15 protein-coding genes are annotated in these 12,613 nt (G+C 62.8%); 10 read left to right on the top strand and 5 right to left on the bottom strand.

The window, feature by feature from the left end:
• Window positions 1-116 precede the first annotated feature (116 nt).
• From rpsP to rplS, 4 genes are read left to right on the top strand one after another with little or no spacing between them, the layout of a single operon-like run.
• Window positions 117-368 (top strand): 30S ribosomal protein S16, encoded by a 252-nt coding sequence (rpsP, locus tag LZ012_RS15180; protein ID WP_150429526.1) that lies wholly within the window; start codon window positions 117-119, stop codon window positions 366-368.
• 12 nt (window positions 369-380) lie between these two features.
• Window positions 381-893, top strand: a complete 513-nt coding sequence (rimM, locus tag LZ012_RS15175; protein ID WP_275711670.1) for a ribosome maturation factor RimM — start codon at window positions 381-383, stop codon at window positions 891-893.
• Window positions 890-1,654 carry a tRNA (guanosine(37)-N1)-methyltransferase TrmD gene (trmD, locus tag LZ012_RS15170; protein ID WP_275711669.1) on the top strand — a complete coding sequence of 255 codons (765 nt, stop codon included), beginning with the start codon at window positions 890-892 and terminating at the stop codon, window positions 1,652-1,654. Before rimM ends, trmD begins: the two co-directional genes overlap by 4 nt.
• Before the next feature lie 26 nt (window positions 1,655-1,680).
• Window positions 1,681-2,052, top strand: a complete 372-nt coding sequence (rplS, locus tag LZ012_RS15165) for a 50S ribosomal protein L19 (protein ID WP_150429528.1) — start codon at window positions 1,681-1,683, stop codon at window positions 2,050-2,052.
• A 71-nt stretch (window positions 2,053-2,123) separates the two neighbouring features.
• Here the strand turns inward: rplS and folE2 are convergent, their stop codons facing one another.
• Genes folE2 through LZ012_RS15145 form a run of 4 tightly spaced genes read right to left on the bottom strand, consistent with a single transcriptional unit; the run spans window position 2,124 to window position 5,969 of the window.
• The gene (gene folE2 / locus LZ012_RS15160) at window positions 2,124-2,936 is read right to left on the bottom strand and encodes a GTP cyclohydrolase FolE2 (protein WP_275711668.1); all 813 of its coding nucleotides are present in this window, start codon (window positions 2,934-2,936) and stop codon (window positions 2,124-2,126) included.
• A 19-nt stretch (window positions 2,937-2,955) separates the two neighbouring features.
• Entirely contained in the window at window positions 2,956-4,830 is a 1,875-nt protein-coding gene (gene dxs, locus LZ012_RS15155; RefSeq protein ID WP_275711667.1) for a 1-deoxy-D-xylulose-5-phosphate synthase, read from the bottom strand.
• A gap of 9 nt (window positions 4,831-4,839) precedes the next feature.
• Window positions 4,840-5,733, bottom strand: coding sequence for a polyprenyl synthetase family protein (locus tag LZ012_RS15150; RefSeq protein WP_275711666.1), 894 nt, complete (start codon window positions 5,731-5,733; stop codon window positions 4,840-4,842).
• Entirely contained in the window at window positions 5,730-5,969 is a 240-nt protein-coding gene (locus LZ012_RS15145; RefSeq protein ID WP_275711665.1) for an exodeoxyribonuclease VII small subunit, read from the bottom strand. The genes LZ012_RS15150 and LZ012_RS15145 overlap by 4 nt, the downstream gene beginning before the upstream one ends.
• A gap of 104 nt (window positions 5,970-6,073) precedes the next feature.
• On the opposite strand from LZ012_RS15145, the gene LZ012_RS15140 reads away from it, so the two are divergent.
• The 4 genes from LZ012_RS15140 (at window position 6,074) to LZ012_RS15125 (ending at window position 9,464) form a co-directional block, all read left to right on the top strand.
• Entirely contained in the window at window positions 6,074-7,207 is a 1,134-nt protein-coding gene (locus LZ012_RS15140; RefSeq protein ID WP_275711664.1) for an aromatic ring-hydroxylating oxygenase subunit alpha, read from the top strand.
• Window positions 7,208-7,310: 103 nt separating this feature from the next.
• Window positions 7,311-8,162 carry a DMT family transporter gene (locus tag LZ012_RS15135; RefSeq protein ID WP_275711663.1) on the top strand — a complete coding sequence of 284 codons (852 nt, stop codon included), beginning with the start codon at window positions 7,311-7,313 and terminating at the stop codon, window positions 8,160-8,162.
• A gap of 114 nt (window positions 8,163-8,276) precedes the next feature.
• Complete coding sequence (locus LZ012_RS15130; protein ID WP_275711662.1) at window positions 8,277-8,621, top strand: SpoIIAA family protein; 345 nt, start codon at window positions 8,277-8,279, stop codon at window positions 8,619-8,621.
• A gap of 3 nt (window positions 8,622-8,624) precedes the next feature.
• Window positions 8,625-9,464 (top strand): sulfurtransferase, encoded by an 840-nt coding sequence (locus LZ012_RS15125; RefSeq protein WP_275711661.1) that lies wholly within the window; start codon window positions 8,625-8,627, stop codon window positions 9,462-9,464.
• Between the two features lie 219 nt (window positions 9,465-9,683).
• Here the strand turns inward: LZ012_RS15125 and queG are convergent, their stop codons facing one another.
• Entirely contained in the window at window positions 9,684-10,748 is a 1,065-nt protein-coding gene (gene queG / locus LZ012_RS15120) for a tRNA epoxyqueuosine(34) reductase QueG (protein WP_275711660.1), read from the bottom strand.
• On the opposite strand from queG, the gene tsaE reads away from it, so the two are divergent.
• Together tsaE and LZ012_RS15110 are read left to right on the top strand one after the other, a co-directional pair.
• On the top strand, window positions 10,743-11,258 hold the full coding sequence (gene tsaE / locus LZ012_RS15115; RefSeq protein WP_275711659.1) for a tRNA (adenosine(37)-N6)-threonylcarbamoyltransferase complex ATPase subunit type 1 TsaE: 516 nt from the start codon (window positions 10,743-10,745) through the stop codon (window positions 11,256-11,258). The two genes, queG and tsaE, sit on opposite strands and share 6 nt — an antisense overlap.
• Window positions 11,192-12,538: an N-acetylmuramoyl-L-alanine amidase gene (locus tag LZ012_RS15110; RefSeq protein ID WP_275711657.1), complete on the top strand. Its 1,347-nt coding sequence runs from the start codon at window positions 11,192-11,194 to the stop codon at window positions 12,536-12,538. The genes tsaE and LZ012_RS15110 overlap by 67 nt, the downstream gene beginning before the upstream one ends.
• Window positions 12,539-12,613: the final 75 nt, after the last annotated feature.

The following is a 12,613-nucleotide window of genomic DNA, read 5'->3' as shown; positions in this document are numbered from 1 at the left end:
CGGCTACAGGCGGGCAGGGCGAAAAAAGCCTGTTCTTCACCTGTCTAAGTGGCTTGTTTTTCCTTGATAAAGCGATATAATCTCCGGTCTTTTTTCCAGCTAACGAAAGTATTCTCATGGTTGTTATCCGTCTTGCCCGTGGTGGCGCCAAGAAGCGTCCGTTCTACAACATGGTTGTTACCGATTCCCGTAACCGTCGTGACGGCCGTTTCGTCGAGCGTATCGGCTTCTACAACCCGGTTGCTTCCGGCAATGCCGAGGGCCTGCGTATCGCTACCGACCGTCTGGAGCACTGGCTGAAGAACGGCGCCCAACTGTCGCCGACCGTTGCCCGTCTGGTCAAGCAAAACGCCGCCAAGGCTGCCTAAGTCGTTTTGGCTTTGACTGGCAACGATATCGTCGTTCTGGGTCGCTTGGCCGACCCGTACGGGATTCGGGGCTGGCTCAGGTTGTACCCCTTCGGGGATGATCCGCTGGATTGGGCAGATATGCCGGTCTGGTGGATTGCCAGGGAAGGCGAGCCGTGGCGTGAATGCAAGCTGCAAGGCTTGAAGGTTCACGGTGACGGAGTGGTGGTGCTGCTTGACGGCATCGCCGACCGCACGGCCGCCGAAGCCATGAAGGGTGTATTGGTCGGGGCGCCGCGCGATGCATTGCCGGCGACCGACGAAGACGAATTCTATTGGGGCGATCTGATCGGCCTGGAAGTCGTCAATGCCGCAGACGAGAAACTCGGCAAGGTTGCCGGGTTGATCGAAACGGGCGCCAATGATGTGTTGCGTGTTGTTGGTGAAGAAGGTGCCGAACGCCTGTTGCCGTTTGTCTCGGCGGTGGTGCTGGCGGTGGACAAGGCAGCGGGACTGATCCGCGTGGAGTGGGGCAGCGACTGGTGATCCGGTTCGACTGCGTGACCATCTTCCCGGAGATGTTTGCGGCGGTAACGCACAGTGGCATCACCCGTCGGGCGCTGGAAGAGCAGCGCTGGGTCTGGCAAGGCTGGAATCCGCGCGATTTCGCCGACAATGCCTGGCGGCGGGTCGATGATCGCCCCTTCGGTGGCGGACCGGGCATGCTGATGCAGCCGGGGCCGCTGGAGAAGGCGATTGCCGCAGCCAAGGTGCAGCAGCGCGAGGCGGGGCTGGCGAAGAGCCGGGTCATCTACCTCTCGCCGCAAGGCGCGCCGCTGACCCATGAGCGGGTCATGCAGCTGGCGACTGGTGAGGAAGGTCTGATCCTTCTGTGCGGTCGCTATGAAGGAATTGACGAGCGTCTGATCGAGCGCTGCGTCGATGAGGAAATTTCGATCGGGGATTTTGTGCTGTCCGGCGGCGAGTTGCCGGCGATGGTGTTGATCGATGCCGTCGTCCGCCAGTTGCCGGGCGTGCTCGGAGATGCCGCTTCGGCGGTGGAAGATTCGTTTGTCGGTGGTTTGCTGGATTGTCCGCACTACACCCGCCCGGAAATTTACGAGGGCGAGGCGGTGCCGGAAGTTTTGCTGTCCGGCGACCACAAAAGAATTCGTCGCTGGCGGCTCAAGCAGTCGCTGGCACGAACCCGGAAGCGCCGGCCGGATTTGCTGGTGCACCGCGTGTTAAGCGCGGAGGAAACGCAACTCCTCACGGAAATTTCCGGAGAGGAGCAATGCGGTGAGTAAGTGTTTATAAAATTTAAGGATCTCACATGAACCTGATTCAACAACTCGAGCAAGAAGAAATTGCCCGCGTCAGCGCCGGCAAGACCATTCCCGAATTCGCCCCGGGCGACACCGTCGTCGTTCAGGTGAAGGTCAAGGAAGGTACCCGCGAGCGTCTGCAGGCTTACGAAGGCGTGGTTATCGCCAAGCGTAACCGTGGCCTGAACTCCAACTTCATCGTCCGCAAGATCTCTTCCGGCGAAGGCGTTGAGCGTACGTTCCAGACCTATTCCCCGCTGGTTGCTTCGATCGAGCTGAAGCGCCGCGGCGATGTCCGTCGTGCCAAGCTGTACTACCTGCGCGAGCGTTCCGGCAAGTCCGCCCGTATCAAGGAAAAGCTGGATTTCAAGAAGGCCTGATCGGCTTTCCGAAGGTTCAAAAGAAACGGGGCGCTGCGGCGCCCCGTTTTGTTTGGTCTGTTTGGCTCGCTTTACGGGTGCGTGCCGGGATTCAGCTTGTCGTTCTCGATCAGCGCGTAGGCCGAGTGGTTGTGGATGGACTCGAAGTTTTCGGATTCGACCACGTAGGCGTCGATGCGCTTTTCGGCATTGAGGCGGGCCGCCACGTCGCGGACCATGTCTTCGACGAACTTGGGATTGTCATAGGCGCGCTCGGTGACGTACTTTTCGTCCGGGCGCTTGAGCAGGCCGAACAGTTCGCAGGAGGCTTCGGACTCAACCAGCTGGACCAGTTCCTCGATCCACACGAAATCATTGGTGCGGGCGGTGACGGTGACGTGCGAGCGCTGGTTGTGGGCGCCGCGCTCGGAGATTTTCTTGGAGCACGGGCACAGACTGGTGACCGGCACGACGACCTTGACCGAGGTGGTGATCTCGCCGTGGCAGATGTCGCCGATGAAGGTGACGTCGTAGTCCATCAGGCTCTGCACGCCGGAAACCGGGGCGGTCTTGTTGATGAAGTACGGGAAATTCATCTCGATGTGGCCGGTTTCGGCTTCGAGCTTGACCACCATGTCGCGCAGCATGGTCGGGAAATTCTCGACCGAGATTTCGCGTTCGTGGCCGTTCAGGATTTCCACGAAGCGGGACATGTGCGTGCCCTTGAAATTGTGCGGCAGTCCCACATACATGTTGAACATGGCGATGGTGTGCTGCACGCCGGTCGATTTGTCCTGCACCTTGATCGGGTGGCGGATGGACTTGATGCCGACCTTGTTGATCGCGATGTGGCGCGTATCGACAGAGTTCTGGACGTCGGGGATGTTGAGGGTGGGGGCACTCATTTGCTGTTCTCTCGCTGATTTATTGTTTGTCGGCATGGGCGCCGAGTTTCTGCTGGATCGTCCGTACGATGCCTTCCTTGTCGAGGCCAAGCTCGGATAGCAACTGGCCTTGTTCGCCGTGATCGACGAAACGGTCGGGCAGGCCGAGGCGCAGCACCGGCACGGTCAATCCATGTTCCGCCAGCACCCGTTCGACTTCGGAACCGGCGCCACCAATCACGGCGCTCTCTTCGATAGTCACAAGCAGGGAATGGTTCCCGGCCAGTTCGACAATCAGTTCCGCATCGATGGGTTTGACGAAGCGCATGTTGGCCACGGTGGCGTCCAGTTCGTCGCCGGCAGCCAGGGCGGCGCCCAGCAAAGTGCCGAAAGCGAGCAGGGCGACTGTTTGGCCATGGCGGTGAATTTCGCCCTTGCCTAGCGGCACGGTGTCGAGTTCCGGCGATGGAATGGCGCCGGTGCCGCTGCCGCGCGGATAGCGCACCATGGACGGGCAGTCGAGGGCGTAGGCGGTGGACAGCATGCGCCGGCATTCGGCTTCGTCGCTCGGCGTCATGACCACCATGTTCGGAATGCAGGTGACGTAGGACAGGTCGAAGGTGCCGTGGTGGGTCGGGCCATCGGCCCCGACCAGGCCGCCACGGTCGACGGCGAAGACGACCGGCAGGTTCTGCAAGGCGACATCGTGGATCAATTGATCGTAGGCGCGCTGCAGGAAGGTCGAATAGATGGCGACGACCGGCTTCAGTCCTTCGCAGGCCAGTCCGGCGGCGAAGGTCACGGCGTGCTGCTCGGCGATGCCGACATCGTAGTAGCGGTCGGCGTGCTCGCAGGCGAAGCGGACCATGCCGGATCCTTCGCGCATGGCCGGGGTGATGCCGACCAGCCGGGAATCGGCCTTGGCCATGTCGCACAGCCAGTCGCCGAAGACCTGGGTGTAGGTCAGCTTGCCGCCGCTTTTGCCGCCACTCCCGGTGGCGATGCCTTGCTCGGCCGAGAACTTGCCAACGCCGTGATAGAGGATGGGGTCGTTTTCGGCCAGCTTGTAACCCTGGCCCTTGCGCGTGATGACGTGCAGGAACTTCGGCCCCTTCAGCTTCTTCAGGTTTTCCAGCGTCGGAATCAGGGCGTCGAGGTCGTGGCCGTCGATTGGGCCGTAGTAGTGAAAGCCGAATTCCTCGAACAGCGTGCCGGGGGCGATCATGCCCTTGACGTGCTCCTCGGCGCGGCGGGCCAGCTCGAGCAGCGGCGGGGCGAAGCCGAGCATGTGGCGGCCGGCTTCGCGGGCGACGTTGTAGGTCTTGCTCGAGGTCAGGCGGGTCAGGATGTTGTTCAGCGCGCCGACCGGCGGCGAAATCGACATCTCGTTGTCGTTGAGGATGACCAGCATGTCGGCGTCGGCGACGCCGGCGTTGTTCAGCGCCTCGAAGGCCATGCCGGCGGACATCGCCCCGTCGCCGATGATGGCGATGGCCTTGCGGTCCTCGCCCTTGTGCTTGGCGGCCAGGGCCATGCCCAGCGCGGCCGAGATCGAGGTGGACGAATGGCCGACGCCGAAGGTGTCGTACGGGCTTTCGCAGCGTTTCGGGAAACCGGCGACGCCATGGCGCATGCGCAGCTTGCCCATGCCTTCGCGGCGACCGGTGAGTACCTTGTGCGGGTAGCACTGGTGGCCGACGTCCCACACCAGGCGGTCGTCTGGGGTGTTGAAGACGGCGTGCAGGGCGATGGTCAGCTCGACGGTGCCGAGGTTGGACGACAGGTGGCCGCCGGTCTGGGAGACCGATTCGATCAGGAATTCACGCAGTTCGCCGGCCAGTTGCGGCAGCTGCTTGCGCTCCAGGCGACGCAGGTCGGCCGGGGATTGGATGGTGTCGAGCAGCGGATAGCTCATGTGTTCCGTTCAGAATTGCCGGTGGCAGATGAAATCGGCCAACTGGTTCAGGCGGGTGGCGCGGTCGCCGAAGATGGCCAGGGCATCGCGGGCATCGGCACGCAGTTCGTCGGCATAGGCGCGGGCGTTTTCCAGGCCGAGCAGGGCGACGTAGGTCGGCTTGTCGGCGGCCTCGTCCTTGCCGGCGGTTTTGCCCAGCGTGGCGGTGCTTGCCGTGCAGTCGAGGATGTCGTCGACGACCTGGAAGAGCAGGCCGGCGCGCTTGGCGAAGCGGTCGAGGTTGTTGCGTTCGTCGGCCGACAGCGGCTGGCCGGCGAGGGCGCCGAGCAGCACGGCGGCGCGGATCAGGGCACCGGTTTTCAGCGCGTGCATCAGTTCCAGCTCGGGCTGGGTTAGCGGTTTGCCGACCGAGGCGAGGTCGATGGCCTGGCCACCGGCCATGCCGCGCGAGCCGCTGGCGTGGGCGAGCAGGGCGATCATTTCGAGTTGCTGCTTCGGCTCGCCGATGGCCTGGCTGGCCAGCAGCTCGAAAGCCATGGTCTGCAGGCTGTCGCCGACCAGCAGGGCGGTCGGTTCGTCGAATTCGACGTGGCAGGTCGGGCGGCCGCGGCGCAGCACGTCGTCGTCCATGCATGGCAGGTCGTCGTGCACCAGCGAATAGGCATGGATCATCTCGACGGCGCAACCGACGACATCGAGCGCTTCCGGCGTGGCGCCGGTCAGTTCGCCGGCGGCGTGGGCGAGCAGCGGACGGACGCGCTTGCCGCCGCCGAGGGTGGCGTAGCGCATGGCATCGTGCAGGCGGGCCGGTATGCTGTCGCCGGCCGGCAGGAAGCGGCCGAGGGCGGATTCGGCGCGATCCTGGGTGACGGCCATCCATTCGGCGAAGGGCTGGGTGTTCACTGGGCCTCCAGCGTATTACGGTCGACTGGCTTGAATTCCCCGTTTTCCAGTACGCGGACCTGCTCCTCGGCATCGGCCAGCTGGGCCTGGCAATGCTTCATCAGCTCCATGCCGCGCTTGTAGGCGGCGATGGAGGCTTCGAGTTCGAGCTTGCCGCCTTCCATGCTGGAGACGATGGCTTCGAGTTCGGCAAGGGCCGTCTCGAATTTCATGTCGGCGATGGGCGTTTGATCCATGTCAGAGGCGTTCGGGGAAACACGCGAAAATACTCCATCCAGGGGCTTCAGGTCAAATGCGCGGCGGGGTAAAATCCTGTTTTTTCAACCCGCTGGAGCGTGGAATGTCTGACGTGGCGAATCTGTCCCGTTTGGCCCCCGCAGTTTCGCAACTGCCTGTGGACTGGTACTTCGATCAATCGATTCATGAGCTGGAGAAAAAGCTCATTTTCGATGCCGGTCCCGGTTATGTCGGCCACCAGTTGATGGTGCCGGAAGCGGGTAGCTACCGTTCGCTGGAGTGGAAGGATCACGGCCAGATGCTGATCAACGGCGGTGCCGAGGGCAAGAATGCCGGTATCTGGCAGATGTCCAACGTCTGCCGCCATCGCCAGGCCATCATGCTGCAGGGTAGCGGCACGCTGAACGGGCCGGTGGTCTGCCCGATCCATCGCTGGACCTACGAACAGGGCGGCGAGCTGATCGGCGCCCCGCACTTTCCGCAGAATCCCTGCCTGAACCTGAACAAGGCCAAGCTGGAGAACTGGAACGGCCTGCTCTTCAAGGGGCCGCGCTCGGCCAATGCCGACCTGGGCGGTATGAACGTCGCCCGCGACCTCGATTTCACCGGCTACAAACTCGACCATGTCGAGATGCACGAGTGCAACTACAACTGGAAGACCTTCATCGAGGTCTATCTCGAGGACTACCACGTCGTGCCCTACCACCCGGGGCTGGGCAATTTCGTCACCTGCGACGACCTTTCCTGGCAGTTCGGCGACTGGTACTCGGTGCAGAAGGTGGGCATCACTTCGCTGATGAAGTCCGGTTCGGCGGTGTACGACAAGTGGCAGAAGGTGGTTCGCGAATACTATGGCGACCGGGGCGAGACGCCGCCGCAGGGGGCCATCTGGCTGACCTACTACCCGAATATCATGGTCGAGTGGTATCCGCACGTGCTGGTCGTGTCGACCCTGATCCCGATGGGACCGGACAAGACGATGAACGTCGTCGAGTTCTACTACCCCGAGGAAATCGTCGATTTCGAGCGTGAGTTCATCGAGGCCGAGCGTGCCGCCTACATGGAGACCGCCATCGAGGACGACGACATCGGCGAGCGCATGGACCGTGGCCGGAAGGCGCTGCTGGCCGAAGGGCGCAACGAAGTCGGGCCGTACCAGAGCCCGATGGAGGACGGCATGCAGCACTTCCACGAGTTCTATCGCCGGATCATGCAGAAGGATATCGAGGCGCGGTGATTTTGGCCGTTTTCCCCGTGGGCTGCCGCAAAAGGCGCCGGAATACCCCGGCGCCTTTTTGCTGCCCGCTAACAACTCATCACTGACAACTCGCCGCTAACCAATGCAATCCTTGTGGATGATCGCCGCCAGCTTGCTGTTCGCCTGCATGGGCGTCTGCGTCAAGCTGGCCGCCGCGACGCATTCGGCGGTCGAGATCACCTTCTATCGCAGCTTCATTTCGCTGATCCTGATGTACGGCTTGGTCCGCCTGCGCGGCGTGCCTTTGCCGACGCCGCATCTGCGCTGGCAAATCACCCGGGGTATCGTCGGTTTTCTGGCGCTGCTCTCCTATTTCTACGCCATCACGCTGTTGCCGCTGGCGACGGCGGTGACGCTCAACTACACCTCGGCGATCTTCCTCGCCATCTACCTGGCGTTGGCCGGTTGGCAGACGCGGCACGGCATGCTCGGCGCACTGGCGGTCGGCTTGCTTGGCGTGGTCCTGCTGCTCAAACCGACCTTCCATGCCGACCAGTTGTTCGGCGGCCTGGTCGGCCTCGGTTCCGGCGTGCTGGCCGGCATGGCCTACTTCAGCGTCCGCGAACTGGGTGCGCGCGGCGAACCGGAAACGCGGACGGTGTTCTACTTCTCGCTGGTGTCGTCGGTCGGCGCCGGTCTATGGCTGTTGTTCAGCGAGATTCATGCGGTCGATATGCACAGCGGCCTGCTGCTGCTCGGCGTGGCCAGCTTCGCCACCTGTGCCCAGCTGGCCATGACGCGCGCCTATTCGCGCGGCAAGACGCTGATGTCGGCATCGCTGGCCTACAGCACGGTGATCTTCTCCAGCCTGTTCGGCATGCTGCTCTGGGGTGAGGTGCTGGATGCCTCGGCCTGGGCGGCGATCGGGCTGATCATCCTGTCCGGCATCGCCGCCACGCACTTTTCGCGTGCCAGCCCGGTCGAGCAGGATTAGACTAGCTGTAAGTTATCGGTCGTTTGCTGCGAGCCGCTCAGGGCGGGCATTTGGCGCTTTCGGCCGGCGACTGGCAACTGATAACTAACAACGAGCGACTACCAGGAGCAAACCATGATCGTCATCGACCACCAAGCGAGCCGCGTCAATGTGTCCGTGTTTGGCGAATTCACGCTGGCCGACTACAAGGAATTCGAAGAGGTCGTCAATTACAAGGTCAAGTTCGAAGGGCCGGTCGATCTGTATTTCGACCTGAGCCAGATGGTCGGGCTGACGCTCGATGTGGCCTGGGAAGAGGTCAAGTTCTCGCGTGCCCATGCCGACGATTTCAAGCGCGTCGCCGTGGTCACCGACAGTCAGTGGGTGACGTGGAGCGCCTGGATTTCGCAGACTTTCGTCAAGGCCGATGTCGAGGTCTTCGACAATGCCGACGAGGCCAAGGGCTGGCTGGAGCAATAAGCGGTGAGCTACACGACGCTGGTCGATGTGGCCACGCTGCAGGCGCATCTCGATGATCCGAACTGGCTGGTGGTCGATGTCCGCCACCAGTTGTCCGATACCGGCTACGGCGAGCGCGCCTATGCCGAGGCACACATTCCCGGGGCCGTCTTCCTGCATTGCGACCGCGACTTGTCTGGTCCGCTGACCGGTAGCAACGGTCGCCACCCCTTGCCCGATCCGGAGCGGCTGGCCGAACGTCTGGGCGGCATTGGTATCGGTAGTGCTACCCAGGTCGTCGTCTACGATGATGCGCAGGGCATGATCGCCGGGCGCCTATGGTGGCTGCTGCGCTGGTTGGGGCACGATGCCGTGGCCTTGCTTGATGGCGGCGTGCAGGCTTGGCAGGCGGCGGGTGAGCCGCTGACGGCCGTGCTGCCGACCCTTGAAAAGCGGCTCTTTGTTCCTCGTGCCCAAGATTTGAAGGTCGATGCCGGTTATGTGCAGGAGCGGATCGAGACGCCGCACATGCACCTGGTCGATGCCCGCGGCGCGGATCGTTTCCACGGCGAGAACGAGACCATCGACCCGGTCGGCGGGCATATCCCGGGGGCGGTCAATCGCTTCTTCAAGGACAACCTGTTGCCCGATGGCCGTTTCAAGCCGGCCGCCGAATTGCGCGCGGAATGGCTGGCCATCCTCGCCGGGTCGCCGCCGGATCTGGTGATCCATCAGTGCGGCTCGGGTGTCTCCGCCTGTCTGAACATGGTGGCGATGGAAATCGCCGGGCTGTCCGGTTCTCGTCTGTATGCCGGCTCGTGGAGCGAGTGGTGTGCCGATCCGGGACGGCCGGTCGCTCGTTGAGGCCGTTGCTTTGAGCACGGACACCATATGACTGAGAGTCCGAGGACAGGCATCGCGATACTGGTTGCTGTCACGCTAACCACCGTGGCGGGCGCTAGTCTCGGTTGGCAAATGCGCCGACCGGTGTTGGCACCGGCGGTGCCGGGTCCGACCTTGCCTGCGCCCGACGCGACCCCGGATCACGATCGTTCTCAGATAACCAGCGCGCCGCCCGGTGCGTCAGTTCGCGCCAACTGATTCTTGATCTTGCCGACGCAGTGCCCAGGCGATGTGTTCGCGCACCATCTCGCTTGCCTGGGCGGCGCGAGCCTGCAGGGCCTGGCGGATTTCCGGCGAGGCCGGGGCGTTGCCGAGGGCGACGGCAATATTGCGCAGCCAGCGTTCATGCCCGATGCGGCGGATCGGATTGCCGGCCAGCCGGTCGTTGAACTGCTGCTCGGTCCAGGCGAACAATTCGAGCAGGCTGGCTTCGTCGAGCCGGTGGCGCGGAGCGAATTCGCGGTCGCCAAGCTGCGCGAAACGGTTCCATGGGCAGCACAGCTGACAGTCGTCGCAGCCGTAGATGCGGTTGCCGATCAGCGGCCGGAATTCCTCGGGGATGGCGCCATCCAGTTCGATGGTCAGGTAGGAAATGCAGCGCCGGGCATCGACCTTGTAGGGAGCGACGATGGCTTGGGTCGGGCAGGCTTGCAGGCAGGCGGTGCAACTGCCGCAATGGTCTTCGATCGGCGCATCGGGCGGCAACGGCAGATCGGTATAGATTTCGCCGAGAAAGCGCCAGGAGCCTTGCCGTGAGAGTAGCAAGGTATGCTTGCCGCGCCAGCCCAGGCCGGCCTGGCGGGCGAATTCGACTTCCATGACCGGCGCCGAATCGGAGAAAGCCCGGTAGCCGAAAGGTCCGGCCACTTCGGCGACGGTGTCGGCAAGTTTCTGCAGACGGCTGCGGACCACCTTGTGATAGTCGCGGCCCTGGGCGTAGCGGGAAATCGCCGCCTGTTCTGGCTGATCGGCGATCTTGTCATGGGGCAGGTAATCGACGGCGGCACTGATCACGGTGACCGTGCCCGGCTGCAGCAGGTCGGGCCGGGCGCGCAATTCGGCATGGCGGGCCATATAATCCATGGCGCCATGGCAGCCTTCGGCCAGCCAGGCGCGCAAGCCGGCTACCGCGTCACCGGGTTCGGCGCGGGCCACGCCGATGGCTGCAAAGCCCAATTGCTGTCCGGCCTCGCGGATTTTTTCCTTGAGCGCCGCGTAATCCACTGTGGAGTCCTGATCGTGCATAGCCCCGATGTTACCGCTGTTTTCGAATTGCCCGACGAGGCGGCTACCCAGCGTCTGGGTGAAAGCCTGGCGCCCGGGCTGCAGCCGGGCATGGTGATTTTCCTCGAAGGCGACCTCGGGGCCGGCAAGACCACCCTATCGCGAGCCCTGATTCGGGCGCTGGGCCACGCCGGTCCGGTCAAGAGTCCGACCTATTCCTTGGTTGAAGTTTACGTAATTTCGAGCTTATACTTATATCACTTTGATTTTTATCGTTTCGAGTCACCCGAGGAGTTTCTCGATGCGGGTTTTGATGAATACTTTAATGACGCTTCGGTCTGCCTGGTCGAATGGCCGGAACGTGCTCAAGGCAGCCTTCCGCCGGCAGACCTGCGGCTGCGCCTTTATCATGCAGGTGTCGGGCGTGTCCTCGAAGCCGTGGCGAATACACCGAAAGGGCAGGAATGCCTAAGCGTGCTCAACCGAGCCATGGGCGCCGCCAGCTCCTCCGTTACGCCGGCGCCTCGCTGATCCTGTCCGTTTCGCCGCTGGCCGGTGCCGCGGCGAAGATGCCTTCCGTGCTTGCGGTGCGCATCTGGCCGGCTGCCGATTACACCCGCGTTACCCTCGAACACGACGCACCGCTCAACTTCACGCATTTCACGGTGGAGAATCCTGATCGCCTGGTGGTGGATATCGAGGGTGTCGAATTCAACAGCGTGCTCGACAGCCTTGCGCGCAAGGTGGCGACCGATGATCCCTACATCAAGCTGCTGCGCGCCGGCCGCTTCAAGCCGGGGGTGGTCCGCCTGGTTATGGAACTGAAGACCAAGGTAGTGCCGCAGGTGTTCACGCTGGAGCCGGCCGGAGAATACGGCCGGCGTCTGGTGCTCGACGTTTATCCGGTCAATCCGCCCGACCCGATGATGGCCCTGCTCGAAGGGCGCAAGGAGGCCGTCGAGCCGTTGAAGAACGACCCGGATTTCCAGATCGCCGACAAGCGGTCGGACGATCCGGCGAAAAAGTCCGAGAAAGCCCCGATCGAAGCCCCCGAGGTGCAAACCAGCAAGAAGTCGGGCAAGCCGATTGTCGATCGCCTGGTGACCATCACCCTCGATCCCGGGCATGGCGGTGAAGATCCCGGCGCCGTGGGTAAAGCCGGCACCTACGAGAAAAACGTGACGCTCGAAGTGGCGCGTCGCCTGAAGGCGCGGATCGATGCCGAGCCGAACATGCGCGCCGTGCTGACGCGCGATTCCGATTTCTTCGTGCCGCTACAGATGCGGGTCCAGAAGGCCCGTCGCGTGCAGTCCGATCTGTTCCTGTCCATCCACGCCGATGCCTGGATCAAGCCGGATGCCCGCGGTTCATCGGTCTTCGTGCTGTCGGAGAAGGGCGCGTCGAGCACGCAGGCCCGCCTGCTGGCGCAGAAGGAAAACCAGGCCGACCTGATCGGCGGCGTCAATCTGGGCAGCAAGGATCTGTTCCTGGCCCGTACCCTGCTCGATTTGTCGCAGACGGCGACGATCAACGACAGCCTGAAACTCGGCAAGTACCTGCTCGGCGAACTGGGTTCGATCAATACCCTGCACAAGGCTAGCGTCGAACAGGCCGGCTTCGCCGTGCTCAAGGCGCCGGACATTCCATCGGCCCTGATCGAGACGGCCTTCATTTCGAATCCGGAAGAAGAAGCGCGTCTCAACGACGACGCCTATCAGGAAAAGCTGGCCGGCGCGATTGTGCGCGGCATCCGGCAGTATTTCATCAAGCATCCCCCGGGGCCGAAAGCCAAACTGGCGCTGTTCGGCTAACCCGTACCGGGTTTCCTGAACAGCTCGACTTCGCCCTTGGCGATGTCGCTGCCAGTAATCTTCCTGGCGGCAATT

It is taken from the genome of Dechloromonas hankyongensis (assembly GCF_022012295.1).
Lineage (GTDB): Bacteria > Pseudomonadota > Gammaproteobacteria > Burkholderiales > Rhodocyclaceae > Azonexus > Azonexus hankyongensis.
This window is presented reverse-complemented; position numbering and strand designations above follow the sequence as displayed.

Excerpts from the sequence above, each read along its gene's own strand:
- LZ012_RS15110 (WP_275711657.1), top strand. The coding sequence starts at position 11,192 with ATGCCTAAGCGTGCTCAACCGAGCCATGGGCGCCGCCAGCTCCTCCGT.
- LZ012_RS15140 (WP_275711664.1), top strand. The coding sequence starts at position 6,074 with ATGTCTGACGTGGCGAATCTGTCCCGTTTGGCCCCCGCAGTTTCGCAA.
- rpsP (WP_150429526.1), top strand. The coding sequence starts at position 117 with ATGGTTGTTATCCGTCTTGCCCGTGGTGGCGCCAAGAAGCGTCCGTTC.
- rplS (WP_150429528.1), top strand. The coding sequence starts at position 1,681 with ATGAACCTGATTCAACAACTCGAGCAAGAAGAAATTGCCCGCGTCAGC.
- queG (WP_275711660.1), bottom strand. The coding sequence starts at position 10,748 with ATGCACGATCAGGACTCCACAGTGGATTACGCGGCGCTCAAGGAAAAA.
- LZ012_RS15135 (WP_275711663.1), top strand. The coding sequence starts at position 7,311 with ATGCAATCCTTGTGGATGATCGCCGCCAGCTTGCTGTTCGCCTGCATG.
- LZ012_RS15145 (WP_275711665.1), bottom strand. The coding sequence starts at position 5,969 with ATGGATCAAACGCCCATCGCCGACATGAAATTCGAGACGGCCCTTGCC.
- dxs (WP_275711667.1), bottom strand. The coding sequence starts at position 4,830 with ATGAGCTATCCGCTGCTCGACACCATCCAATCCCCGGCCGACCTGCGT.
- LZ012_RS15130 (WP_275711662.1), top strand. The coding sequence starts at position 8,277 with ATGATCGTCATCGACCACCAAGCGAGCCGCGTCAATGTGTCCGTGTTT.
- folE2 (WP_275711668.1), bottom strand. The coding sequence starts at position 2,936 with ATGAGTGCCCCCACCCTCAACATCCCCGACGTCCAGAACTCTGTCGAT.